The following is a 25,859-nucleotide window of genomic DNA, read 5'->3' as shown; positions in this document are numbered from 1 at the left end:
TTTAATCTCGAAGAAACAAATGGCAGTTATATTAACTGAAGCAGAAGCGAAAGCCTTGCTAACAAAGGTTTTGAGCTTTTCTAAAGCAGATGAATGTGAAGTAAATCTTTCGGGAGAATACCGAGGAAATCTTCGCTATGCACGCAATGAAGTATCAACAAGTGGCGCACTTACCAATAAAAATATTGCGGTTCAATCGGCGTTTGGTAAAAAAGTAGGAGTAGCCACCATCGACGAATTTGACGATGCTTCTATCGAAAAAGTAGTTCGTCGCTCCGAAGAATTAGCACGTCTTGCTCCCGAAAATCCTGAATATATGGGCGTATTGGAGCCGCAGCAATACATTAAATCCAGCGGTTATTTTGAGTCAACGGCAAGCGTTACGCCCGATAGACGGGCTGATGCAGTGGCCAAAAGCCTCGAAATATCAAGGAATCAAAAATTAACGGCGGCCGGCTTTTTAGAAGATCGTAAAGGTTATACCGCCATGATGAATTCTAAAGGGTTGTTTGCGTATTATCTCAATACAAGTGTTAACTTTTCTCTGACGGTTCGAACCGACGATGGAACAGGGTCAGGTTATGTAGCCAAGGGGTACAATGATTTCAGTAAATTGGATACGGCGGCAGCGACAAAAATTGCCGTTCAAAAATCGTTAGGTTCTAAAGGTGCAAGAGCCTTGGAACCTGGAAAATATACCGTGATTTTGGAACCAACGGCAGCGGCGGTGCTGCTTGAAAACATCTTTTTTGGCATGGATGCCCGCAGTGCGGATGAAGGTCGTTCGTTTTTCAGTAAACCTGGCGGAAAGACTAAATTAGGCGAGAAGATTGTAGATGAACGTGTTACGTTTTATTCTGACCCTACCCACCCCGAATTGCCCGCAGCTTCTTGGTCAGGGGATGGACAACCGCAGAAAAAGACGTTATGGATTGACAAAGGAGTTGTCAAAAATCTTTCCTACTCACGTTTTTGGGCTCAGAAAAAGGGTGTGAAATCCGTTCCGAATCCCAATAACATGATTATGGAAGGCGGAACAGCTACCTTGGATGAAATGATTAAAAGTACCAAACGAGGTATTTTGGTGACCAAACTTTGGTACATCCGCCCCGTAGACCCTCAAACGCTTTTACTCACTGGGCTTACCCGCGACGGGACGTTTTACATCGAAGACGGAAAAATCAAGTACCCTATCAAAAATTTTCGCTTCAACGAAAGCCCAATTATTATGTTGAATAACCTCGAAACATTGGGTAAACCGGAGCGCGTAGTAAGCACTGAGTCAGATCAAAATTATGTACTGCCGCCAATGAAAATCAGGGAGTTTACGTTTTCATCGCTTTCGGACGCAGTTTAATCCCACTAAGCAGTGATCGTAATTCCCCTTCTCCAACATGGAGGAGGGGTTAGGGTGGTCGGCCGCTGCCGGATGAGGTTCACACAAATTATGAGACCATTTATTTTCACTCGAATTCAATATGCTTCAGGAGATTGGGACACCGACCAACGGATGCCTTCCAACCTCCTGAACTCATTGGTGGAGTATACCACAATTCCCATTGATGAAAAGGAGAAAATCGTACAATTGACTGGCAATGAGATTTTCAGCAGCCCTTTTTGCTATTTGAGCGGACATAAGTTGGTCGAGTTTTCAAGTCAGGAAAGAGACCATTTTAAAAAATACGTTGAAAATGGCGGGTTTGTGTTTGTGGATGACTGCAATCATGACATTGATGGTTTGTTTGCCAAGTCATTTGAACAGGAAATGGCCCGCACTTTCAGCCCCAAAGCCTTACAGAAAATTCCGAATACTCATCCCATTTATCATTCATTCTTTCATTTTGAAGGTCCGCCCACAACCAGTTTTGAATTGAATGGATGGGGCGATGATTTGGTCCATGATTATTTGAAAGCCATTCAAATCAACGGCAGAATTGGAGTGTTGTACAGTAACAAAGACTACGGCTGCGAATGGGATTATGATTTTAGGAATAAGCGATGGTTGGCCGAAGACAACACCAAGTTTGGAGTAAACATTATTAGTTACGCATTAACCACTGTTTAAGAATTGGAAACACAAGACCTAACCCACTTTAAATCACTGGTAGCTAAGTTACCGCACCTTAAAAAAGAAATTGGCAAAGTTATCGTTGGACAGCAGGACGTTATCAACGAAATACTGATTTCGTTACTGGCAGGCGGACATTGTTTATTAGAAGGAGTTCCCGGTTTGGCCAAAACCCTCATGGTGAAAACCATGGCTGAAGCGCTCGAAATGAAATTCAAGCGGGTACAGTTTACGCCCGATTTGATGCCGAGCGACATCATTGGTACCGAAATTTTGGAAGAAGACCACGAAACGGGCAAAAAGTTTTTTAAATTCAACCAAGGACCGATTTTTGCCAACATTGTTTTAGCGGACGAAATCAACCGTACCCCGCCCAAAACGCAGGCGGCATTGTTGGAAGCCATGCAGGAATACAAGGTGACTTACGCGGGTATCAACTACGATTTGCCGCGCCCTTTCCTGATTATCGCCACTCAAAATCCCATCGAACAGGCCGGCACGTATCCCTTGCCTGAGGCACAGCTGGACCGTTTTTTGTTGTACATCAAACTCGGCTATCCTTCAGAACAGGAGGAATTAGACGTTTTGAAGAATACGACTGGGATTATCTCACAAAAATTGCAAACGATTCTTACCGATAAAGAAATCATTGATTTGCAAAAATTGACTCGTCAAGTCCACATCAGTGAGGAGTTAATTGTGAAGGTAAATCAGTTGGTAAGGTCTACACGGCCTGATACTACCTCTTCGGCCTATGTGAAAAAATGGTGCGGATGGGGGGCGGGCCCTCGGGCCGGGCAGGCGTTGATTCTGTGTTCCAAAGCAAGGGCAGTATTAAACCAACGGTTTTCGGTTATTCCTGAAGATATTCAAACGTTGGCTTATCCGGTATTGCGCCACCGTATTTCCCTCAATTTCAGGGCGGAAGCAGAGAATATCACGACCGATGATGTGGTTGCAGAATTGTTGAAAGGCTAATTATGCTTACCACGGAACTTATCAAGCTGAATAATCTTCAAATCGCCGGCAAATTGGTCAGTGAAGAGCTCATGTTGGGGATTCATGGCAGTAAACGGTCAGGGATTGGGATTGAATTTGAGCAATATAGACATTACGAACCTGGCGATGACCCCAAACGAATTGACTGGAAACTGTATGCCCGTACGCAAAAGCATTTGGTTCGTGAATCAGCAACGGAAAGTAATTTTCATATTCGTTTTGTGCTAGATTTGTCGGGGTCGATGAATTACGAAGAAAAAGGCGTCAGTCGGCTGAATTATTGCAAGATTTTATTGGCATCATTGGCTTATTTGGGTTATCGCCAAAGCGACCAAATGAGTTTGTATTGTTTACAAAATGGTGATTTAGAGATACTTGTCCCCGCAGGAAAGCAGTCGTTTCAGCGTATTTTGTATGAATTGGAGAAAGCGGAAGCCAAGGGAGTTTGGCAAAATGAAAATCCTAAATTTCCCGCGGGCGGCGAACCGCAATTTCAACAAAAGCAAAAAGAACTATTCGTCTTGGCTTCGGATTTTCTGCAAGTGGGCGATGAATGGCTCAAACTCATTCAGAGTGTAGCCAATCCGCGTCGCGAAGTGCTTATTTTTCAGGTGCTTGGGGAAGAGGAGTTGAGCTTTAATCTGAATGGTTTTTACCGATTTAAGGATTTAGAAACGGGAAGAGAAATTGAATTGGAAGCTTTGGCAATTCGGGAAGAAGTAAGGCAAAAAGCGCAATCCTATTTGGCAAATTTGGACGAAGCTCTTCGGATACCCCATGTGCATTTGATTCGAACTACCTTACATGAACCTATTGCACAGGTGATTTCAGAAGCATTGAGAATGAGGAAAATTTAAAGATTAAATTTTGAATTGTCCTGTCCTTTAGGAAACATAAAAGAATAAGATAAATGCAATTTTTAAACCCTTTGATGTTGTGGGGCGCTTTGGCAGTGGGAATTCCCATTGCACTTCATTTTTGGCATCAAAAAAAGGGGCAATTATTGAATTGGGCAGCAACACAATGGCTTACCGAAAAAGACTTACAACAATCTAAAGGCATTCGATTAGATAATATTATATTGTTGATAATCAGGTGCCTATTACTGTTTTTGCTCGTTTTTTTATTGTCGAAACCGATAATTAATGGGATAATGGGAAGTGATGCTTACCAAAAAATACACTTGGTACAGGCGAATTCGTTAGTAGTCAGTAATTATAGATTTGAACTGGAAGAAGCTCTGAACAAAGGCGAAAAAGCCTATTGGATTGATGATAAAATTACTCCTGTCGAAGACCTAACAAAATTACCTTTTGTTCCCCCATTGGGGCGGTCCGCCGAAGCGGGGAGGGGGCTACAAACCTGTATCAATAAAGTGTATGAACTTAACCACCCATTTGGGAAAGCGCAGTATGAGCTTTATTTGGTTAATAATCAGTCGTTAAGCCAAGTTTCCACTATTTTTGTGCCGAGTAAGTTTAGCTTACATTCCGTCATTGATTCAACTCAAAAAACGGTTAGACCTTACCTCGAATTATCGGATAAAAGAAAGCTATTTGTCAACGCGGCCAATCAATTAACGGTAGCGCCTACGTCGCCGCCTAATGAAAAGTTTGAAGCACAACCCGAACATAGAGGTGCAATAAATGTATTGTTGGAAAATGCAGATAAGGCTGAAAAACAAACCATTACAGCGGCATTAAAGGCACTAAATGAGATTTACCAACTCGAATTTTCCATTGACGATAAATTGGCTTCCGGAAAAAAATACAATTGGATTTTCACGAACGAAGAAACACCATTTGATGCTAAAGCCTTTTCTGAGAAAATAAAGACAATTCCTTTTTCGCTCATAAAAGGAAAAGTATCCAATGGTCAATTACCTGAGTATTTAGGAGAACTAGTAGTACAACAATTTGAATTAAATCCAAAGCAAACACCATTAAGTCAGCAACAGTTGCAGTCGCTTTTTAAAACGGAAAGCGCTCAAAAACAAACAAATACGGAGAACGAAGCTTGGTTTTCAAAGTTATTAGTATTGCTTTTTGTGATTACACTTGGACTTGAACGTTGGTTAGCCATTCAAAAAAACGCATGAATCAACTACAGAAAATTATCAATGGGGTAAGTTACCAACTGTATGCCGGCGCTTTTGTGAGGTGTGGTTTGGCGGGGATTTCGGCATTGCTATTGGTTTCGACATTTGCATCTTCTTGGATGGTATCTACCCTCATGGCCGTAGTTGGCTTTGCTGTCGGGGCTTATTTGACGGGTCTTTTTCAAAACAAGCGCCCCGAAGCTATCCAACTGATTCATCAAACTATTCACGATACCGAATATAGTCTTCAATTGCTGGAAGTTGAAAAGCCGAACATTGCCGAGCAACTGCAGTTAGAACGTTTACTGCAGAAAATACAATTACAAAAAGTGCCCTGGGTGCTACCGACCAAATTATGGATGTATGGATTGGTGTTTTTGGTCTGTCTGGCACTGCGTTATGGATTGCCTTTGCTGAAAAATGAGAAACAAGTGAATCCTAATCAGCAAGAGGGCAAAGTACAAATGGTACAAAATCAAGAAACGACTCCTTCATTTGCCTCTGCTCAATTAACCATTACACCGCCTTCCTACACCAAATTGCCCGTTCGGGTCGTGTCAGATTTGAATGTTTCCTCAATCAATGGTTCGCGCCTAAAATGGCAATTGGAATTTAGTCATTCGTCCGAATTAGCAGTAAAATTGACCAACAATCGAGGCGAAGAACTACCGTTTAAAAAAGTGGGAGAGCACTTTGAATACTCCGACCAATTGTACAATTCGGGTTTGTATGGCTTTAAAGCCTATTGGAGAGACTCATTGATCTATCAGTCAGACTATTATCGACTGGAAGCTGTTCCTGATTTAGCTCCCAAAATCGAACCCGCTTCCAAGGAATTATACCAATACCATTTTCTCAAAGACCCTAAAAAGTTGCCCATTTCAGCCAAGATATCGGATGATTTTTTGGTGAATCAGGCGTTCATTGTGGCTACGGTAGCGAGAGGTTCGGGCGAAAATGTGAAGTTCAGAGAAATCAAATTGCCCATTGCTCAAGCCAATTTTAAAGAGACAAAGGTGGCTCAAACCATTGATTTGAAAGCCCTTAATTTTGCCCCTGGAGATGAATTGTATTATTACTGGGCAGCGATTGACAACAAACGTCCTGAGCCAAACTTCACTAAATCAGATACTTATTTTGTCGTTTACAAAGATACTTCCAAAGTAGAGGAAGCAGAATTGGCGACGATGGCCATGAATATTTTGCCCGAATATTTTAGAAGCCAACGGCAAATCATCATTGATTCCGAAAAGCTTATAGCTAAAAGAAACAAGATTTCGGCCAAAGAATTCAACAGCACCTCCAACGAGATTGGGTTTGACCAAAAAGCGCTTCGGCTTCGTTACGGACAATATTTAGGAGAAGAATTTGAGACATCCATCGGTGGTGGAAATGCCTTACCCAAAGACAATCAAGGCGATGCCGTGGTGGGGTTTGCCTTACTGCACGGCTTTGTTCATGCCCACGACCAAGGAGAAGAAAGCGTGGAATCGGGTGGACATGAGGGGCACAACCACGGAGGAGGTAAAAAAGAATCGGATGATAAAGACCCGGTAGCGTCAATTTTGGAAGAATATGTTCACTCTCACGACGATGGCGAAGCCAATACATTTTATGAGCAATCGACTCGGGCGTTGTTAAAAATGGCATTGGAGCAAATGTGGCAATCGGAGTTGCATTTGCGGATGTATGAACCCGAAAAAGCCATTCCTTTTGAGAAAAAAGCCTTGGAATACCTCAAATCAGCGCAGCAAAGAGCACGTACCTTTGTCAAAAAAACAAGCTTCGACCCGCCGCCGATTAAGGAAAAAGAAAAGCGGCTGACGGGTGAGCTGAAAAATTATAATGAGGCTTATTTTAGCGAAAAAGTATATTCACAACAACAGGCCGAACGGTTGGTTGCGGAAGTGTTGGGTATCGTTGAGAATCACGCGGAAGGTCAAAAATTGAAAGGCATTCAAAAACTAAAGGTATTGGAATTGGGTAGTTATCTGACCAATAAAGTGATGAACAGTAAGGTGTTTAATTGGTCGATTCTGAGTTCTTTACAAAAGATTGCCGGTGATAAAAGCCTTTCAGATTCCGAAAAAATGACCTTGAAAACAAAGCTGTATCAATTGATTGGCAGTTCGTTGCCCAATAAAAAAGATGCTTCCAATACTTCTTATGCGAATGAGAAGAAACTGGAAAAAGCGTTTTGGAAAAACTTGCAATAAATGGCTATTTATAACAACATCTTTACGGTTTTTTCTTCATTTACAACGCTTGATTGGCTGATTTACGCAGCTTTGGCCATCTTGTTAGCAGTACAAATTAGGTCAATTTTACGGGTAAAATCGCTGTCAGCGTACCGTTTAAGGGTTCGTTTAGGGCTAACTATTCTGTTGTGGGTTGTTTTATTATTGTTTATTATTCAGCCACAGTGGAAATTTTCAGGCAATACGAATCGAGTACTGCTTATCAGCGAGAATATTCCTGCTGAGACGATTCAAAAAGCCAAAGACAGTCTGAAAATAACCGAATCGTTTACCATCAACGACTTTAACCGACGGGCTTCGGAAGATCCCGGTTTTGTGAGCCGTTTGGGCAGTATTTATTTGTTGGGACAGGATTTTACTGCTTGGACATTGAGCCAATTAAGTCAGAAAAAACTCCATTGGCTACCTTCATTTAAACCCGATGAATTGCAGGAAATTCGTTGGAAAGCCATAGTACGGAAGGGGGAGTTTCAGGAAGTGATAGGAAAGGTTCAACTGACTGAACCTAAGGTGCTTAGAGTCAAGTATGGTAGCCAAGTAGTGGACAGCTTTTCTCTGTCAAAAGGTTTTCAAACGTTTCAGTTGCGTTTCCCCGCATTTGCGGTTGGTCGAACTGAAACTTCTCTGGAATTAGAAAATCAGGAGGTACAAAAAGTAAAATTTTATTCCCGGAAGTCTCAAATCTCTTCTGTTTATTTTATTCTGGAAAATCCTGATTTTGAGAGTAAAACGTTGGCAGAATTGCTGGGTAAAAACGGCAATCGCGTTGAAATTCTCACCACCGTTGCAAAAAATACCCAAAGCAAAGTATCCATTAATCGTTTCGATAAAAGCAAAACATTTACCCCTGATATTATTATAACTGAGCCCTCCAATGTTGCTCATCCATTGGTTAAAAAAGCGGTTTCCGATGGGAAAAGCGTGCTTTTTTTCAGCGTTACCAGCCCCGAGCAATCCTTAAAAAATATCAATGCAACCCTCGGTACAAAATGGCGCGTGAAGAAAATATCGAATGCAGAAAGCCTTCCCGTCGGGAATGGTGTGACTGCTTTACCCTTTCAGTTGGAAGAAAATATTAACCAAAACAGGGTTACGGGATTACCAGTGGCTGTTCAAAAAGTTGGTGGCAGAGTAGGGGTAAGTTTGCTGAACGAAACATTTTCATTGAAATTAAGCGGCGACAGTTTGGCATACGGCAAAATTTGGTCTACCATTTTACAGCAGTTGAATCCGCCTTTGGAAGGAAATATTGAAGCTGAGGCACCCTTGTGGAAAGATACGAAATCTAAACTTGTTTTAAATAAATTCTCTCAGAATATCAATGAGTTATCAATTGCTAATGATACCGCTCAACTTCATACATCAGGCCTGAATTCGCTAACTGCAACCGCAGATTATATCTTCAGAAAATCAGGTTGGCAGCCTTTTCAGGATTCATTGGAAGTGTATGTAGAAGAAGAATCAAGCCCTTTGTCAAAAGCAAAGCAAATAAAAGAAACCTTGATAGCTCATGCCCAAGTTGAAAGCCTACCTTCAAATGTTTCTGAGCAAATGTTAACCGTTCAATTGCCTGATTGGGTATGGTTTGCCCTCTTACTTGTTTGTTTGACTGGCTTATGGATTGAGCCTAAATTGAAGTATTAAGGGCTTGTGTTAATCGTTATCCGTTAATTGAGAAAAAAGAAATTCAAGGCAACAGCTATGCCTGTATGATTTTGGTCATATTTTTAAATGGTGCTAATGGATAGATTTGACCTTAATCCAATCTTAAAAAGATGTCTGAATTGAACGATTTTATTGATACTTCAAAGGTATATCAGATTGTTACTGAGCGTTTTGAGGCTATGTCCGACAGCAATGGGAAACCTTTCCAAAAAATGGGTAATTCCATTGGTATGAATCCTGAGCTGATAGAATTGATTTTGGATTTGTACAACAACGATGAGGATTTTCCATTTGAGAAAATGCAAAAATTCTCTATTGAAGAGATTCTCAATTACTTACAGGCTACGCACCGTTACTATCTCACCAAAAAACTGCCTGAAATTGAACAGTCATTAGTTCATATTTTTATTAAATATGGCCAAAGTCACCAACTTCTGGCGAGTTTAGCCTACTTTTTCAACGACTACAAAACCAATCTGATAGAACACATTCGCTTAGAAGAGCGGGATCTGTTTCCCTATATTCGCACCTTAATTGAGGCTTCCAAAGAGTCTGCCGAAGCTAAAAAAACGGCTTTAAATCCTGATTTCAGTATCAAAAAATTCATAGAAGCTCATACACCGATTGAAGATGAATTGGAAGAAGTAAGTAAGCTTATTTCGCGCTATTCGGGAAATGATCCTATGCCGTTACCTTATAAAATTTTCCTCAATCAGGTGTCTTTCCTTGAATTAGAGTTGCGAAAACATGCGATAATCGAAGATTATGTATTGGTTCCGATGGCCATCGAATTGGAAAAAAGATTGAACTAATGCCTTTTAGATTAAGAAAGAAACGGACTGACGTTGCCTGTCAGTCCGTTTCTTTCTCTACGGCTATAAAGTGAGTGAAAGCACCTTCTGAATTCTGAATCGGGTAGATTTTAACCTGACACCAATACGGTTCACCGTCTTTTCGGTAATTTAAAAGCTTTGTTTCTACCATTTCAAAACTGGCAAGTTTCTCTCTTACTACTAATTTTGTTTTAAAGTTGGTCTTTTCTCCCTGTAAAAAGCTTGGATTTCTGCCCACTGATTCAGACAATGAGTAGTGTGTCATCGCTTCAAAGCCCCGACTAGCCCATACAATTTCTTTTTTCACATTAGTAACTACTAAGGTGAAATTGTTGGTAAGTAATTTTTGCAAATTAATAGCTAACTGCCAATTGTGTTGGAGACGTAGTTTTTCAACTTCACATACATCCTCCGCAATTTGTATTCTTTTCCCTAAAGCAGGATTGGCTATATCCCAACACAGTAAAGGCGTATTTCGATTGTTTCCGATGAATTCTTGAGAACTTTTATAAAAAGGGAGATTAAACATAGCACTGCTGTTTTGTATACACTACAATACGTTAGAGCTAATTGTTTAAAAAAACTTAAGCAAGTAGAATGAATGGCAGAGGGAAAGATGATAATTTGTTCTAAAAGTGTTTATTGGTTTTGATAAAAAAATAGGCAAAACTCTTACTTACAAGCGGCTATACTACGGCTTGGTCAGGAACTTTTTGTTGAAGCGGGGCTTATTAGGAAACATCAGTTTGGCAGTGGAGCATCAGCCCATTACGAATGTACGCTTGGCAGCGAGGTGGTGCGTATCGCCCCAAGTTTCAATGCGTTGAATTGTGTTCATGGTTTCGAAAACGTTTGGTTTTAAGGAAGTTACAAACAAAAAATGACTTTATCAAGGTGCTTTTTGATTTTTGTTACTAAATGGTTCTATCCATAATTGAGTGGCCCTTTTTTGTAAAATGGTAGTAGGTAAATAGGTTAATTGTACTTTTACAGTAAAAATCATTTCCTCTTCATCTCTATTTATGTCAACACTTAATCAACCTGTGCGCGTTCTGGTCGTTGGATGCGGAAACATGGGTGCTTCCCATGCAACGGCCTATTATACTACCGAAGGCTTCGAAATTTGCGGCATTGTTTCTACTGGAAAAAGCAAAGAAGTTTTAAACGAAAAGTTAGGCGGTGGGTATCCGTTATATTCCGATTATGCGGAAGCATTGAAAGCTACGCAGCCCGATGCGGTTTGTATTTCAACTTACCCCGATACGCACGAGGCATTTGCCGTAATGGCGTTTGAACACGGTTGTCACGTGTTTATTGAAAAACCAATTGCCGATACCGTAGAAGGGGCTAAACGAGTGGTAGCCGCCGCTGTAAAAGCAAATAAGAAATTAGTGGTTGGTTATATTTTACGGCACCATCCGTCTTGGGAAAAATTCGTAGAATTGGCACAAACTCTGGGTAAGCCGCTGGTAATGAGGATGAATCTCAATCAACAGAGCCACGGCTATATGTGGGATGTACACCGCAATTTGATGAAAAGCCTGAGTCCAATCGTGGATTGCGGCGTTCATTACATTGATGTCATGTGTCAAATGACGCGTTCCAAACCCGTTTGGGTATCGGCCATTGGTGCACGTATGACCGAAGAAATTCCTGCCGGGAATTATAATTACGGTCAATTACAAATTCGTTTTGAAGACGGTTCGGTGGGCTGGTACGAGGCAGGTTGGGGACCAATGATGAGCGAAACCGCCTTTTTTGTAAAAGATGTAGTCGGGCCTAAAGGGTGTGTTTCGATTGTGGCGAAAGAAGCGGGCGGAAGCGGAAAGTCAGACAATGTGGATGCGCATACCAAAACAGAATCGTTGCGCCTGCATCACGCAGATTTGGACGCAAATAACAATTTTGTAAAAGAAGATGAATGGATTAACCTGACCGACGAGCCTAATCATCAGGAGCTTTGCAATCGCGAGCAGCGTTATTTTCTGAAAGCCATTACAGAAAATGTGGACCTTATCGACCACATGGCCGACGCCGTCAACAGTCTTCAAATTGCTTTTGCCTGCGATGAATCCGTGCGTTCCGGTGAGGTAGTGCGTTTGTAATTTTAAAATAGAAAGGAGGTAAGACTTTCAACTTACCCCCTTTCTATTCAATTTGCCCGCCAATTAATTTGGTAGTGGTAAGTAATGATTTTACTTATACCTTGCTGAATGATAGTAAAAGTCTAACCTGAAATAGGTAGCTTTGTTATATAAAAATTTTCTTATTATGATTTTTGAAGTAAAAAATCTCGGTAATCTGAAAGAAGCACGTATAGACTTGAGTAAGAAGCTCATTGTGTTTACGGGACAAAATAACACGGGAAAAACCTATCTTTCTTATGCAATTTATGGATTGTTGTCACAAACTTCGCCAAATAAATTTACAAATGATTTGCTTGACGAATCGCAGAAAACACTATTAACTATTGGTAAGGCAAAGATTGATATTATAGAATTAGCAAACGATGTTAAATTTAGAGTGTTTTCAATAAATGAATTTAAGAAAAATTTGCCAGTATATTATGGGGTCAAAGAAGATTTCTTTTCTAAAACAGAATTTTCGATTTTTTGGCCAGAGGAGTTTCTTCTAAATGTTAATTTTAATATACCAGTTTATTTATCTAACAATAATGTTGCTAATATTCAGAAAAAGAAAGGTGAAAAAATAGTAGATTTATCAATCTTAGATGAATTAGAAGAAAGGTCTAAAGTCAATTTTGCTCGTTTAATTGTTGAAGCATTACCAAAACTTCTCATTAATGGATCCAGATATAGTTATAAATTTTTCCCTATTGAAAGAGTAGGAGTTGCTGTATTTAGTAAAGATATTTACAATAGCCGTTTTTTTCTTACTAATAAGATTACAACATTTCAAAATCCCGATGAAATAATAAAAGCAGTTCAAGATAATATTAATCATTACCCATCATCAATTAATGATGCAATTTCCACTCAGGAAAATCTTTCAAAGTTTGATAATAATATATTGTCTGATTTTGCAGATTTGGCTTTAGAATTGGAAGGGAAAATTTTGGGAGGTGAATTGCATACCAAAGAGAAAGGTGATGTTTTTTTGCATATAAACAGTATTGAAATATCTATTCAGTTAGCAGGTTCGACAGTAAAATCGTTGTCGAGTTTAATCTTTTATTTGAAGTATGAAGCTAAAATAAACGATACTCTTATTATTGACGAACCGGAAATTAATTTACATCCTGATAATCAACTCATAGTGGCTCGTATATTGACCCAACTTGTCAATCGAGGTATCCGATTGATTGTAAGCACCCATAGTGATTATATACTGAGGGAATTTAATCATTTACTATTGATGGGAAGTCATAAAGATGATGAAATAACGAAAGAACTCATGGAACGTTATGGCTATAAAACTGAAGAGGTCCTAAACCCTGATGAAGTAGGCGCTTATATATTTCATCGAAATGAAGACTTAACAGCTCAAGCATCAGAAATTGTGATTGATCCTATTGACGGTATCCAACCCGATACCATTAATCAGGTTATTAACCAGCAGAACAAAATTTCAAGTGCTTTGTATAATCGCCTTATTGCTGAAAATGTCTGATAATGGGTAGTATTTTAGAAAAAATTAATGAAATTATTACCCCTGAATTTAGGCTTGAAATAGCTACAACAGCAATCATATTGCCTGATAATGATCCACAGGGTACGTGTGAAAATATTACTTTGAATATTAATGGGCGACTATTAGCCTGTAAATTTGACCGAAAAAGTATAATTAACTTCCCATTTTTCATTCCTGGAGAAGCACATGAAATGTGTGATTATTTGCTTTTCTATGAATCGAATAATAAACCTGACTTGCTTTATATATTTGTTTGTGAATTACAATCACGAAGTAAACCAGACAAAAAAGCGATTTCTCAAATGCAGACAGGTTATAATTTGGCTTCATTTTTAATCCAAACGGCTTGCAAAATATTGAATTACGAAAATAATCATAAAGTTATTTTTAAGGGTATTAGATTTTCTACCCGCCCGCCTCAAAAAGTTTTTAATTTCTCAGCGAGTAGAGAGGCTTGGAAAATCTTAATTCCCAATACTGACATTAGGTATTTGGAAGTTCTATGCGGAGAGCCTTATTACATTGAAGATAATTTTATGTAGTTTATTAGTCAACGACGCCGTCAACAGCCTACAAATTGCTTTTGCCTGCGACGAATCCGTGCGTTCTGGCGAGGTAGTGCGGTTGTAGCCTTATTTCAACACATACTGTTTTCCTTTCTCCGTTTTAAAGTCCAATGTAACGCCCTGAATAGTAGGGATTGCATTGGACTTTGTTTTGTATTTGATGATCGGTTTTCCAGCATCCACAAAGCTGAAGAGTGGATTGGGGTTTTCGCCTTTTGAGGTTTCGTAAGGGGTATTCAGTACGGCTATTTTCTCGTTTGTTCTGACTCGGCAATGACCGCCTAAAGTTGAATGGATCACTGCTTTGGTCAATTTGCCTTTTTCCCACTCCATATCTATTTCAAATCCACCCCGTGCCTTTAGCCCTTTCACTTTGCCGGTATGCCATGCTTGGGGCAGGGCCGGCAACAGGTGAATTTCACCCGCGTGACTTTGAACGAGCATTTCGGCGATGCCTGCCGTTGCTCCAAAATTACCGTCAATCTGAAAAGGAGGATGCGCGCAAAAAAGATTAGGATAGGTGCCTCCGCCCTGCATGTGGGTAGAGTAGGTTTTGAGTAACTTAAATAAATTGGTAATCAATTGTAAGGCATAGTCCCCGTCGTGTAATCGAGCCCACACGTTGACTTTCCAACCCATCGACCAACCCGTTGCCAAGTCGCCCCGGCGTTCCATGACTCGGGCAACGGCAGAGGCCAATTCGGGCGTGGTTTGAACATTGATTTGATTACTTGGGTGTATGGCGTACAGATGTGAAAAATGTCGGTGCTGTGCTTCTCCATCTTCAAAATCTTCCTGCCATTCCTGCAATTGACCGTATTTGCCGATTTGATACGGCAATAATTGTGGCAGGTTTTGTCGTACGGCTTTGGTCAGTTCGTTATCTATTCCTAAAATTTTACACGCCTCACTATACCGGGCGAACGATTCGCGAATGATGGCCATGTCCATCGTTGGACCAGAGCTGAAGGTGGCCTGTTTTTTATCTTCGTACACAAAATTATGCTCGGGTGAATGGCCTACGGGAGTGACTAAATACCCCCGCTCGTTTTTGACCAGCCATCCCTGATAAAACTGCACTGCTCCTTTTAGCAACGGAAATACCTCATTTTTAAGAAAAACTTTATCACCGCTGTATAGGTATTTTTCCCATAGATGACTCGTTAGCCAGCCTCCGGCCATGGGCCAAAAGGAACAGTTACAATTATCAATAGGCTCGGAGTGTCGCCAAATATCCATATTGTGATGAGCCACCCATCCGTCGTTTCCGTACATATTTTTGGCGGTTTCCTGTCCGTTGACGGCGAGTTCTTTAATGGCCTTAAAAAATGGCTCCTGACATTCCGATAAGTTGGTTAGCTCGGCCGGCCAATAATTCATTTGGGCATTGATATTGATGGTATACGCACCGTTCCAAGGCGGAACCATGAGGTCGTTCCAGATGCCCTGCAAATTGAGCGGCTGTCCGCCTGGTCGGGAGCCTGCAATCATCAAATAGCGACCGTATTGAAAATAGAGCGCCGTAAAGGAAGGGTCTTTGCTATTCGAAAAAAGCTCAACCCGTTTGTCAGTGGTCAACTGAGATTGTTCCGTTTCAGCAGCTAATTGAATATCAACGCGGTCAAACAATTTCTTATAATCAGCCAAATGGGCTTTGTACAAGTCAAGATAAGTTTTCTTTTCAATAGCTTTAAAGTGTTGATTGATAATGAGTTTTGGGTTAAGACCTTCGTAAGCGGGACTTTTATCAAATCCATTGTAACTCGTTGCTGCGGTTAAAATGAAAACCACCTCATCAGCGTCTTTTACGATGATTCTGCTTTTTTCGCTTTTGATAAAACCGCCTTTGTGGAGCGTTTTAACTCGCGTTTCAAAGGCCATTCCTAAACCGTCAATCTTTTTGTCGTACAACAAATTTTCTATTTCGGGTTTACGTTGGCCATTTTTATCGTAGACTTCGGGGTATTTGTACTGGTCTCCGAGTTTTTCTACCTGTTCAAAACTTCTTCTCAAGCCAAAACCTGGTACTTTTCCCTGCATTATCAGCGTGTTGCCCGTTGCTTCATAATGGGCGGTGGGTTCATGAGGAGTTGAAAAATGAACAGTGCCATTGATTTTACCCCCTCCTTCGGCAGTCATTTTTACCACAATGACGTGGTCGGGATAACTGGCAAAATAGGTTCTTTTGTAAGTACTGTTCCCCACTTTATAGTGGGTATGCGCCGTAGCAGACGATACATCCAAACTACGTTTGTACTCAGTAATCGGTTGGTTTTTGTGGTCAATCTCTATCCAAAAATCACCCGTCGGCTGGTACAATTGGTGATTTCGTCCCAACCATTCTTTGGCAATAATCGCCTGAGCTTCTCCGTATTTCTTCGCTTTCAGTAATTCACTGACTTGCTGGAAATCTTTCCGAATCGCGATGTTTTTGAATGTCCCTTTCGGGTCACCAGAGTATAAAGTGCCTTCGTTGAGTTGTAAATGTTCTTTCAAAGGGTCACCAAAAACCATTGCTCCCATAAAACCATTGCCCAACGGCAACGCTTCCGACCATTCGGCGGCGGGTTTATCGTACCATAAAGTCTGCGACGGTTTTTGGGCAAAAAGACGAAACGAAATGAATGAAACTAATAAAAGAAGACTTGGTCTAGATAGCATTGTGTCCTACTTTTTTTAATGAATAAGCTCGTAAGTGCCCGTCTGACGGACTAAAACCGTCGGACGGGTACGAAAGACGGATAGTATTTTATTCCTGCGAAGGTAATTTTAATAAATAAGCCGACAAATCTGACAAATCTTTTTCTTTCAAACCCAATGAAGATGGCTCCGGCATGAGGCTGTTTTTGAGTTGTTGGCGCGAGACGATGTTGCTTGCTTTGAGCGAGGTCGTTTGTCCGGCCACGTCTTTTAAAGTGACTGTTGCTCCGTCACCCACCAAAAATCCATAATAGGTGTTTTTATCTTTGGTTTGAATGATCCAAGGTTCGTAGCCAAATGCCAAACTGGCACTGGGGTTAATGATGGCGTCGAGCAAGCCGGGTTTGTCAAACTTTTTCCCAATCAAACTCAAATCGGGACCAATGTCCTTGCCGTCTTTCTCAAAACGGTGACAGGAAGTGCAGTTGGTTTGGAAAATCTTTTTTCCGTTTTCAATATTGAACGGCATGGCGGCAGCCAAACTCACCGAAATCCCTTTGCCGTTGGGTCGGGGGAAATACTCGCCCGCCATCATCCGAACACTTCGGTCGGGGTTGTTGAAAATGTGTTCGGCAATGGTCGCTTTTACGATTTTAGGAATTTTGTTTTCACCAGCAGTGGCCAACAACAATTGCCCACCGTACAGGTCTAACGCCAATAGTTTAGCAGCATTTTCACGGTCGGGTTTGGCAGCCGTGGTATCCATCATCACTTTTTGCCAATCCAGCATTTTCTTTTGAGCTGGCGAAAGTTGCGCTACCGTTGCTTCCTGCCAGTTGAGTAATTCCTGCCAATCGTTGGTTTTACGGAAATTGACCCAATAAAAAGCCTGTTCTGAAACATCTTTCAGCGGACTTTTTGTCAATTTCAACATACTCAATGCTGCCGATTTGTCCTTAATAAACGCCAACGCCGTAATGGCGCGTTTGCGTGCTTCGGGCGATAATGACTTGGCATTGGCTCTATTTTGTAAATCAGCGATGGCATTTTTAGGATGTAATCGCCACGCTAACCATTCCTGTTTTGAAGTCCATGTTGTTGGGTCTTTGGGCCATGTTGGACGTACTTCTTTGTAAAATGCATCCTCTTTCCCATCCAACCCAATGCCTAAGGCTTCGAGATAGTAGCGGTCTTGACCATTGAATTTTGAAACCAGTTCTTTAAGGGTTTCTTTAGATTGTTCATAAGGAACATCGCGTAAGGAAATGGCTATTTCGCGAGCTAATGCCGAATTTGTATTAGCAATCGCGCGACGAACTGTCCCGACGTTAGAGTCTGCCGATTTGTAATCGGCTTTTAAAGCCCTAAATGCTGTAATTTGTAAATTTTCATCTTTATTTTCTGCCATCACTTTTTCAACTTCCACTTTTCCCTGACTGCCCAATTGCGCCAAAAGCCACACTGCCCGCGCCTGTACGTAGGGGTTAGCATCATTCAGCAACCCTTTTACGGCAGGAATGGCTGTTTCACCTTGAGCCTGCAAAGCCACAAAACCGAGATTTCGAACATTAATGGCAGGATTTCTCAGGGCGGCAATTTGGCCTTCATTTGTGCTTACATCAATTTTGGGCGTACTCAATTTTTTGCCTTTGGGCGTAATTCGGTAAATACGACCGTAGCCTTTTTTGTCGTGCATTTGGTGGCCGCCTACTACCGCGTCATACCAATCTGCTACGTAAATGGCACCGTCAGGCCCGGTAGCGGCATCGCTGGGTCGAAACCATTTGCGTTTGTCTTGACCCGTTTCGTTCCAAATGTAGTGAGCTTCGACTTTGGGGAAGGAACTGATTAAATCAATCCGATTGCCGAAATCAAAGCCGGCACCTTTGGGCTTGGGCCAATACATCCACACCACATTGCGCCCTGCTTCGCAACTCAAAACGGTGCCGCGGTATTTTTCACCCAAGGCGTCGCCTTCGTATACCAGCATACCCGTGGGAGAGCCTGCTCGGGTGTTTTCGCCCGCGGGCAAAACGCCCGGGTCTTCCTGATGCCAATGTACCGTAAACATATCTTGGTCGGGGCGGCGGTCCGCTTGCCAGGTACGGGTGCCATCAGCGCTGAAATAGCCGGCATTGGAGCCTTCCATTACCCAACTGGTACGGCAGGTTACGACTTGGTCGTCGTTGTCGTTTTGCCAATAATTGCCGTAACTGTCGATGGCGATTTCATAACTGTTTCGGAAGTTGTGCGCCATTACTTTTAAACCCGTCCCGTCGGCATTCATGCGTAAGGCCAAGCCGCCAACCCACACGCGCCCGTCGTCACTTTTTTGGTTTCCGTGATTTTCTTTGTTGTAAGGTGTGCCACCGGTGTAGATACTCCCTGAACGGAGCATCCAACCGCTTTTGTCTTTGACATTGTGCGGACCAGCGTTGCCTGTATTAAAGTGCCAGCGTCCGTCGGGCCCGGCAGTGAATGAATGCAGCGAATGGTCGTGGTCGAGGCCGCCAAATCCGGTGAGTAAAATTTCTTTTTTATCGGGAATATCGTCCCCGTTTTCATCCGTATACACAATGATATTGGGAGCACAACTCACAATCACTTTATTGCCAATCACCCCAATTCCCAAAGGCGCTACTAAATCTATGTCCTGTACAAACACCTTCGATTTGTCCGCTTTTCCATCGCCGTCGGTATCTTCCAAAATCATGACGCGGTCGCCTTCCGTAAAGCTTAGTTTTTGGTCGGGTTTGTTGTTAAAATTTCGGTAATTGACGGCTTCCGTAATCCACACTCGGCCTTTGGCGTCAATGTCCATGTTGGTGGGATTGTAAAACAGCGGTGCTTCGGCCCAAAGTGTGGCCTCCAAGTCATCGGGAACGTAGACTTGGTTGGAATCGGAGGCCGATTCGGCGCGGTATTCATTCTGAATGGTGTGGGTTCCTGTAAAGGAAAGAACCGAAATAAAGCAAGTTGAACCGGCGATTTTCAATGCTGTATTGCGCATTTTTAACAATAAGTTTGATGGTTTTGCTTTAAAAGGAAGGTTTTTTTCGCAAATACTCACCAACTTATTATAAAGAGTTGATAAAGTAAGCAATGCACAATTCTATCTTTTTAAAAGTATGAAAACCTTATCCGATTTGCTTTTACTGGGCGACCCTCGTTTGTACGAAATCTGTACGCCCATTGTTCTCGAAGAAAAACCTTTAGTGACCGCTTGGGTTGCCGATTTGCACAATGTAATGCAGGAAGTTCGGGCCAAATATGGCTTTGGCCGCGCGATTGCGGCTCCTCAATTGGGGATTATGAAACGACTGATTTACATGAACATTGAGAAACCAGTGGTGTTTATCAATCCCGAATTAGTGAATCTTAGCGAAGAACTGTTTGAACTTTGGGACGATTGTATGAGCTTTCCTAACTTGCTGGTCAAAGTAAAACGCCATCAATCCCTCACCATTAAGTACATAGATGAAAATTGGCAGCCACAGGAATGGGTAATGGAAGATAGCCTGTCAGAATTGCTTCAGCACGAATACGACCACCTCAATGGAGTGCTGTGTACGATGCGAGCAATTGATGATAAGTCGTTTAAATGGAGATAGTTTTGGCAGACCCTCCTTTTGTCATCGCAACGGCCAGAGCCGCCCGTGCGGCACTGTTCCGTAGGAATCTGAAATCCATAGTTTGTGAGGCTACCTCTGAACAGGGCCTATTTTGCTTAGTATTTTTCGGTCAATATAAAACGTACCGGAAGGAACCAAACAAGCCAATAAAACTTTCCAAGTAGTGGTTTTGAATTGCCAATGGTGCTCTACTTCAACGCTTAACGTGTTGAAAAACAAAAGCAATATTCCGTGAACAGGGCCGACTGCTTTTGTTTTCCTTGCATTCCCCCCAAATCACTCCTTAAATTTCTTAAAAATAGAAGTGGCAATGTGTCCGCCAAAACCAAAGGTATTGCTCATGGCGTAGTTGATGATTTTGTTTTGAGGTTGGCCAAGGGTGAAATCAAATTTGTTGGCAAATTCCGGCTCAACCTGTTGAGTATTGATGGTGGGTGGAATCCTATTTTCCAGAATGGCTTTGATGCAGGCAACGGCTTCAACGGCCCTGGCACCGCCGAGCAAATGCCCCGTCATGGATTTGGTGGCACTTATGGTGGCGTTGGGTTGGATGCCAAATACTTTTTCAATGGCTTTCAATTCGCTCAGGTCGCCCGTAGGAGTGGAGGTAGCGTGGGCGTTTATGTAGTCAATTTCCTGCGGATTTATTCCCGCTTCTTCCAACGCAAGATTCATTCCCAACACCGCGCCTTCTCCTTCGGGATGTGTTCCTGTTAAATGATAGGCATCTGCGGCTAATCCGCCTCCCACGATCTCGGCCAGAATAGTGGCGTTTCGTTGGATGGCATGTTCGTAACTTTCTAAAATAAGGGCTCCGGCTCCTTCGCCCAGTACAAATCCATCGCGTGTGGCATCAAAAGGCCGGGAGGCTTTGCTAAAATCTTCATTCAAAGTAGAGAGTGCTTTGGAGGCATTAAATCCACCGATAGAACTTTCGGTGATGGAGGCTTCTGAACCACCCGCAATAATCATGTCCGCTTTTCCCCATTGGATGTAGTTGAAGGCGTCTATGATGGCAGTATTGCTTGCTGAACAGGCAGCGGCCGTCGTATAGGTAATTCCCCGCAATCCGTATTTGATTGAAATGACGCCCGAAGCGATGTTGATAATTCGTTTGGGAATGAAAAAGGGATTGAATCGCGGCGTTCCTTCGCCTGCTTTGAATTCGCCGAATTGCTCTTCAAAGGTGGAAACGCCGCCATCGCCTGCTCCCCAAATGACCCCGATTCGATTCCGGTTGAGCGTCTCAAAGTTGATATTGGCATTTTTTATGGCTTCGTCGGCTACCGCTAAGGCATATTGGGTAAACAGGTCATATTTTCGAATTTCGTTTTTCTCAAAGAGGTTTTGCGGATTGAAATTCTTTATCTCACACGCAAACCGTATTTTGAATTTGGCGGCGTCAAATTTAGTGATGAGTCCCGCTCCGCTGACTCCGTTCATCAGCGCGTTCCAATACTCTTCTACGTTATTTCCGATGGGCGTTAATGCCCCTAATCCCGTGATTACGACTCGTTTCATTCTGTTTTTGGTTTTAATTCCTGTATAATGGTTTCTTTTAACAGCGTAAAATCATCTGCTTTGGTAAGTCTTGATAACTGAACAATGGCCAACATGTTGGTGATAATTAATAAAGCTTTGGTTCGTGGAGCCACCTGAAAGGCAAACGCGTTTTTGGCCTTGCCTTCTTCCAAAATCTCCGTTACCCATTCCAGTATTTTCTCGGCAAGAACTTTCAATTCCTTTTGAATTCCTTCTTCGACCGTATGCAAATCGGTGGCTAATGACCCGACAATGCACACTTTATTCTCGGATTTTACGGCCGAATAAATGGAGAAAAAACCTTCCAACTTTGTCAAGGGACTTTTGTTTTCTAACTCTGCTTTAAGAGCTTCGAGTCGTTCAATGTGTCCTTTGATGGTAGCAATTCCCAAGTCAGTTTTAGTAGGAAAATGGTAATGGATGGAAGCGGTTTTTATTCCAATCGCAATGGAAATGTCCTTAAAACTAAAGGCGTTGAACCCTTTGTCTCGGATGAGATGGTCAGCAACTTGAATAATGGTGTCTCTGGTTGTCATCAGGCTGTTTTTTTGCAAATGTATTCTATTTAAAATTATCTACCTACTGATAGATAGGTGAAAATTTTATTAAACTTTGGTGGTAGCAGGGGAAAATCCTACTTTTACCGAAAAATAGCAGACCGTTTATGAATCGCATCGTTCAACTTTTTCAGCGCAATCCTACCCACAATCTTAACGTTTATTTTACCGCAGGTTATCCATCATTGGATGATACCCGCCGAGTTTTGAAAGCTTTAGAAACGGCCGGGGCCGACTTGGTAGAAATCGGGATGCCCTATTCTGACCCCGTAGCTGATGGAGAAACTATCCAGCAAAGTAACCAACAAGCGCTCGAAAATGGGATGAGTGTCCGAAAGTTATTTGAACAATTGAGCGGAATGCGATCAGAAATTACCGTGCCGGTGTTGCTGATGGGCTACGTGAACCCCGTTCTTCAGTTTGGAATTGAAAATTTCTGTCAAAAGTGTGCTGAAGTGGGCGTTGACGGCTTGATATTGCCCGATATGCCCGTGGATGAATATTTGGAAGAATACAAGCCGATTTTTGATCAATACGGAATTCTCAACATCTTTTTGATAACTCCGCAAACTTCTGAAAAACGGATTCGGCAGATTGACGGCAACAGCGAAGGGTTTATTTATATGGTATCATCGGCGAGTGTAACGGGTTCTCAATCGGGCGTCAGTCATGATATGGAAGCGTATTTTGAGCGAGTTAACGCCATGAATTTGCGCAATCCGCGATTGATTGGTTTTGGTATCAAAGACCACGAAACGTTTGAAAAGGCCTGCCAACACGCTGCCGGTGCAATCATTGGAAGTGCTTTTATTCGAGTTTTGCAGGAAAACAACGATTTGGAACAGGGTGTCAGTGAGTATGTGAAGAATGTCAAAGGAGTTGCTTCGGTCATTTAAACCGTAAAAAAACGCCGTTCATCCTATTTTTTCTCGATAAGATACAAGGAGTCCTTTTTTCCTTTTACCTTTCGCCCCATAACTCAAAAAAGATCAGAAATATGAAAAAGATTATTTTTTCACTTGCCTTATTATTCACTACAGCCGTGGTCGCTTTGGCCCAAACGGCAGACGAAATTCTGGCTAAATCCATTGAAGCTCGCGGTGGAGCGGATAAACTCAAAGCGCTCAAATCATTGCGTACAGAAAGTACAACGAGCGTAGCTGGAATGGATTTATCGTCTAAATCGGTGATTGTCAATAAGCGAGGCATGAGAAATGACATTGAAGTAATGGGGCAGACCATTACCATGGCCGTTGACGGTGACAAAGGATGGATGATCAATCCCATGCAGGGAGGAACGGATCCGGTGGCTTTACCCGAAGAGCAAATGAAAGCTTCGGCAGCTCAGTTGGATTTGTCCGGATTGGCGAACTTTAAGGAAGCAGGTACAACGGCAGAATTGTTGGGTAAAGAGACTTTGGATGGTACCGAAGTTTATAAAGTGAAAACAACCGGTAAAGATGGAATGGTGATTACTCACTTTATTGACTCAAAAACGTTTTATGTTTTGAAAATGGCGATTAAAATTGGACAGGGAGACATCGAAACCAGAATGTCTAATTATAAAGTAGTTGACGGAATTGCTTTTCCTCACACCACTGAAATATCTAATCCAGAAGTAGGAGCCATTACGACTACCATCAAAAAAATGGAGGTTAACCCAACGATTGACGAAAGTATTTTTGCGATGCCGAAGAAATAGGAAAGCTACTTGCTTACCAAAAAGCCCTGAAAGTCTTGTACTTATCGGGGCTTTTTGTTTGACTGTCTATACGGATACACGGAAAACGGAGGCACGGAAAACGGATGCACAGAAATACGGATAAATGGAAAACGGATACACGGATACACAGATAACAGTTAAACGGATAACAATTCAAATCAGCAAATCATCAATTTTGAGGCCGGCGATCCGCATCGCTTCGTATTCTACTTCTACAATAAACTCGGTTTCGTCTTGGGTAAAATTCTCGTTGTCCCAATCGTTGAAAAACTGCTGTACTTGCTGCTGTAAATCAGGGACATTAGCCTGCAATTGCTGAATCAAAAAATCCGCAAACCGCAGTACTTCTTGCCTCATATAGGTGATGGTCGCCCTTGAGGTAGGCACAGCTTCGCGGTCTTCCCAATCATCAATTATAAATCGGTCTTTGAGTTTGTAGGTTTCTAATTGAGCAATGACGTCTTGGTTGGGCATGGAGGTTGTTTTTTGGGGAATGTTAACAGGTTACTGCTTAATTTAGCATTTATATGTTACAAATATTGCACTATTGTTGATGTTTAGGAGTAAATCTGTTCTATCTGAAAAACAATCTTCGATATTTTTTTGAAATATCGCCCGTAGTGTGTAATGTTACATGATACAATATTGTTATGATACAGACCATTAGCCATAAAGGCTTGCTGCAATACTATACCGAGGGCAGTGAAGCAAAGCTACCCGCTCCGTATTTGCGAAAAATTAATCGAATATTAGACCAACTGGATGCAGTGTCATCAGTCGAAGATATTCAAGCAATGGGTTCAGGTATTCACAAGCTGACGGGTGATTTAGCTGATTTTTGGTCTATCAAAGTCACGCCCAATTATCGAATTATCTTTCGGTTTGAAGGCGGCGACATTTACGACATTGATTTTTTAGACTATCACTAAAAGTAAAACTACTATGTTAAAGCGCAATTTGCCCCCCGTTCACCCAGGAGAGATATTACGGGAGGACTACATCAACGAACACCATTTGACCATCACCGAAGTGGCCGAAGGCTTGGGTGTTGCCCGTGCTAACTTATCGGCCATTATCAACGGACGGGCAGGCATTAGCCCCGAAATGGCCGTGAAATTGGCCGTGGCCTTTGGCAACACTCCGCAGTTTTGGATGAGCTTGCAGAAAAACTATGAACTTTGGCACGCCGAACGGAACGTAAACCGTGCCAACATACGCCATTTTTGGCAAGAACAACCAACCACTGCCTAATAGCCAACCGTATGCCCAAAGGTATTGGATAACAACAGAAGAATTACAACCACCTATTTTGCCTTGATTGCTATGAACCTCAGTAGAAAAACCTTCATCAAAAGCCTCTTGAATGTGCTTGGTTTTACCGTAGTGGCACCGTTTGTTTTTGCTGAAAACTCCCCAAAACATAATATCTCTGACTTATCACTTGAACAGGAGAAAGAATTTGTAAAATCTATAAATGAATCATTAAAAAAAATAGGCTTTCAATTCAAAGGGGTGTACGAATAAATGCAGAGCAATACTAAATTAGCCACAAAAAACGATGGACAAACAAAAAGCGACAGAAATTCTACTTTCCAAGTTAGATGAATGGGAAAAAATGCCCAAGCCT

General features: G+C 41.9%; 22 protein-coding genes and 1 pseudogene. 16 read left to right on the top strand and 7 right to left on the bottom strand.

All coding sequences use genetic code 11. From position 1 onward, the window contains the following. The first annotated feature begins 19 nt into the window (after positions 1 to 19). From Q0081_RS08580 to Q0081_RS08545, 8 genes are all read left to right on the top strand, one after another. Positions 20 to 1,357, top strand: coding sequence for a TldD/PmbA family protein (locus tag Q0081_RS08580; RefSeq protein WP_298351482.1), 1,338 nt, complete (start codon positions 20 to 22; stop codon positions 1,355 to 1,357). Positions 1,358 to 1,447: 90 nt separating this feature from the next. Beyond that, complete coding sequence (locus Q0081_RS08575; protein WP_298351480.1) at positions 1,448 to 2,065, top strand: DUF4159 domain-containing protein; 618 nt, start codon at positions 1,448 to 1,450, stop codon at positions 2,063 to 2,065. A gap of 3 nt (positions 2,066 to 2,068) precedes the next feature. Further along, positions 2,069 to 3,046 (top strand): MoxR family ATPase, encoded by a 978-nt coding sequence (locus Q0081_RS08570; RefSeq protein WP_298351478.1) that lies wholly within the window; start codon positions 2,069 to 2,071, stop codon positions 3,044 to 3,046. Positions 3,047 to 3,048: 2 nt separating this feature from the next. Then, a complete protein-coding gene (locus Q0081_RS08565) occupies positions 3,049 to 3,924 on the top strand; it encodes a DUF58 domain-containing protein (protein ID WP_298351475.1) in 876 nt (291 codons plus the stop codon). A 53-nt stretch (positions 3,925 to 3,977) separates the two neighbouring features. Next, complete coding sequence (locus Q0081_RS08560; protein ID WP_298351472.1) at positions 3,978 to 5,165, top strand: BatA domain-containing protein; 1,188 nt, start codon at positions 3,978 to 3,980, stop codon at positions 5,163 to 5,165. Beyond that, positions 5,162 to 7,381, top strand: coding sequence for a DUF4175 family protein (locus Q0081_RS08555; RefSeq protein WP_298351469.1), 2,220 nt, complete (start codon positions 5,162 to 5,164; stop codon positions 7,379 to 7,381). The genes Q0081_RS08560 and Q0081_RS08555 overlap by 4 nt, the downstream gene beginning before the upstream one ends. Further along, the gene (locus Q0081_RS08550; protein ID WP_298351466.1) at positions 7,382 to 9,067 is read left to right on the top strand and encodes a hypothetical protein; all 1,686 of its coding nucleotides are present in this window, start codon (positions 7,382 to 7,384) and stop codon (positions 9,065 to 9,067) included. A gap of 131 nt (positions 9,068 to 9,198) precedes the next feature. Next, complete coding sequence (locus Q0081_RS08545) at positions 9,199 to 9,900, top strand: hemerythrin (protein ID WP_298351464.1); 702 nt, start codon at positions 9,199 to 9,201, stop codon at positions 9,898 to 9,900. 40 nt (positions 9,901 to 9,940) lie between these two features. On the opposite strand, the gene Q0081_RS08540 is transcribed toward Q0081_RS08545, so the two are convergent. Further along, entirely contained in the window at positions 9,941 to 10,450 is a 510-nt protein-coding gene (locus Q0081_RS08540) for a PAS domain-containing protein (RefSeq protein WP_298351461.1), read from the bottom strand. Positions 10,451 to 10,943: 493 nt separating this feature from the next. Here Q0081_RS08540 and Q0081_RS08535 point away from each other — a divergent pair, with 493 nt between their 5' ends. The 3 genes from Q0081_RS08535 (at position 10,944) to Q0081_RS08525 (ending at position 14,114) form a co-directional block, all read left to right on the top strand. Continuing rightward, the gene (locus Q0081_RS08535) at positions 10,944 to 12,026 is read left to right on the top strand and encodes a Gfo/Idh/MocA family protein (RefSeq protein ID WP_298351459.1); all 1,083 of its coding nucleotides are present in this window, start codon (positions 10,944 to 10,946) and stop codon (positions 12,024 to 12,026) included. Positions 12,027 to 12,192: 166 nt separating this feature from the next. After that, the gene (locus Q0081_RS08530; RefSeq protein WP_298351456.1) at positions 12,193 to 13,551 is read left to right on the top strand and encodes an AAA family ATPase; all 1,359 of its coding nucleotides are present in this window, start codon (positions 12,193 to 12,195) and stop codon (positions 13,549 to 13,551) included. A 2-nt stretch (positions 13,552 to 13,553) separates the two neighbouring features. Continuing rightward, positions 13,554 to 14,114, top strand: a complete 561-nt coding sequence (locus tag Q0081_RS08525; protein ID WP_298351453.1) for a hypothetical protein — start codon at positions 13,554 to 13,556, stop codon at positions 14,112 to 14,114. 90 nt (positions 14,115 to 14,204) lie between these two features. Here the strand turns inward: Q0081_RS08525 and Q0081_RS08520 are convergent, their stop codons facing one another. Further along, entirely contained in the window at positions 14,205 to 16,799 is a 2,595-nt protein-coding gene (locus tag Q0081_RS08520; protein ID WP_298351450.1) for a glycoside hydrolase family 95 protein, read from the bottom strand. Between the two features lie 88 nt (positions 16,800 to 16,887). Continuing rightward, positions 16,888 to 19,788, bottom strand: a complete 2,901-nt coding sequence (locus tag Q0081_RS08515) for a PVC-type heme-binding CxxCH protein (protein WP_298351447.1) — start codon at positions 19,786 to 19,788, stop codon at positions 16,888 to 16,890. A gap of 118 nt (positions 19,789 to 19,906) precedes the next feature. Between Q0081_RS08515 and Q0081_RS08510 the strand changes: the two genes are divergently transcribed. Further along, positions 19,907 to 20,389 carry a peptide deformylase gene (locus tag Q0081_RS08510; RefSeq protein WP_298351444.1) on the top strand — a complete coding sequence of 161 codons (483 nt, stop codon included), beginning with the start codon at positions 19,907 to 19,909 and terminating at the stop codon, positions 20,387 to 20,389. A gap of 90 nt (positions 20,390 to 20,479) precedes the next feature. Here the strand turns inward: Q0081_RS08510 and Q0081_RS08505 are convergent. From Q0081_RS08505 to Q0081_RS08495, 3 genes and pseudogenes are all read right to left on the bottom strand, one after another. After that, a pseudogene (locus tag Q0081_RS08505) lies at positions 20,480 to 20,668 on the bottom strand (DUF3817 domain-containing protein); the annotation flags it as partial. Positions 20,669 to 20,686: 18 nt separating this feature from the next. Then, positions 20,687 to 21,931: a beta-ketoacyl-ACP synthase II gene (gene fabF / locus Q0081_RS08500; protein WP_298351441.1), complete on the bottom strand. Its 1,245-nt coding sequence runs from the start codon at positions 21,929 to 21,931 to the stop codon at positions 20,687 to 20,689. Then, positions 21,928 to 22,488, bottom strand: coding sequence for a TetR/AcrR family transcriptional regulator (locus Q0081_RS08495; RefSeq protein WP_298351438.1), 561 nt, complete (start codon positions 22,486 to 22,488; stop codon positions 21,928 to 21,930). Before Q0081_RS08495 ends, fabF begins: the two co-directional genes overlap by 4 nt. A gap of 128 nt (positions 22,489 to 22,616) precedes the next feature. Here Q0081_RS08495 and trpA point away from each other — a divergent pair, with 128 nt between their 5' ends. Both trpA and Q0081_RS08485 read left to right on the top strand, forming a co-directional pair. Beyond that, on the top strand, positions 22,617 to 23,405 hold the full coding sequence (gene trpA, locus Q0081_RS08490) for a tryptophan synthase subunit alpha (RefSeq protein ID WP_298351435.1): 789 nt from the start codon (positions 22,617 to 22,619) through the stop codon (positions 23,403 to 23,405). A 101-nt stretch (positions 23,406 to 23,506) separates the two neighbouring features. After that, a complete protein-coding gene (locus tag Q0081_RS08485) occupies positions 23,507 to 24,211 on the top strand; it encodes an outer membrane lipoprotein-sorting protein (RefSeq protein WP_298351433.1) in 705 nt (234 codons plus the stop codon). Between the two features lie 174 nt (positions 24,212 to 24,385). Here Q0081_RS08485 and Q0081_RS08480 read toward each other — a convergent pair whose 3' ends face one another. Next, positions 24,386 to 24,706, bottom strand: a complete 321-nt coding sequence (locus Q0081_RS08480) for a hypothetical protein (protein WP_298351431.1) — start codon at positions 24,704 to 24,706, stop codon at positions 24,386 to 24,388. Positions 24,707 to 24,882: 176 nt separating this feature from the next. Here Q0081_RS08480 and Q0081_RS08475 point away from each other — a divergent pair, with 176 nt between their 5' ends. Beyond that, positions 24,883 to 25,161: a type II toxin-antitoxin system RelE/ParE family toxin gene (locus Q0081_RS08475; protein WP_298351428.1), complete on the top strand. Its 279-nt coding sequence runs from the start codon at positions 24,883 to 24,885 to the stop codon at positions 25,159 to 25,161. Between the two features lie 13 nt (positions 25,162 to 25,174). Then, positions 25,175 to 25,483, top strand: coding sequence for a HigA family addiction module antitoxin (locus Q0081_RS08470; protein WP_298351426.1), 309 nt, complete (start codon positions 25,175 to 25,177; stop codon positions 25,481 to 25,483). Positions 25,484 to 25,859 lie beyond the last annotated feature (376 nt).

The sequence above is a fragment of the Runella sp. genome, from assembly GCF_027484545.1.
In the GTDB taxonomy this organism is placed as follows: domain Bacteria; phylum Bacteroidota; class Bacteroidia; order Cytophagales; family Spirosomataceae; genus Runella.
The sequence above is the reverse complement of the archived record's forward strand: the minus strand, read 5'-3'. Positions and strand labels throughout refer to the sequence as shown.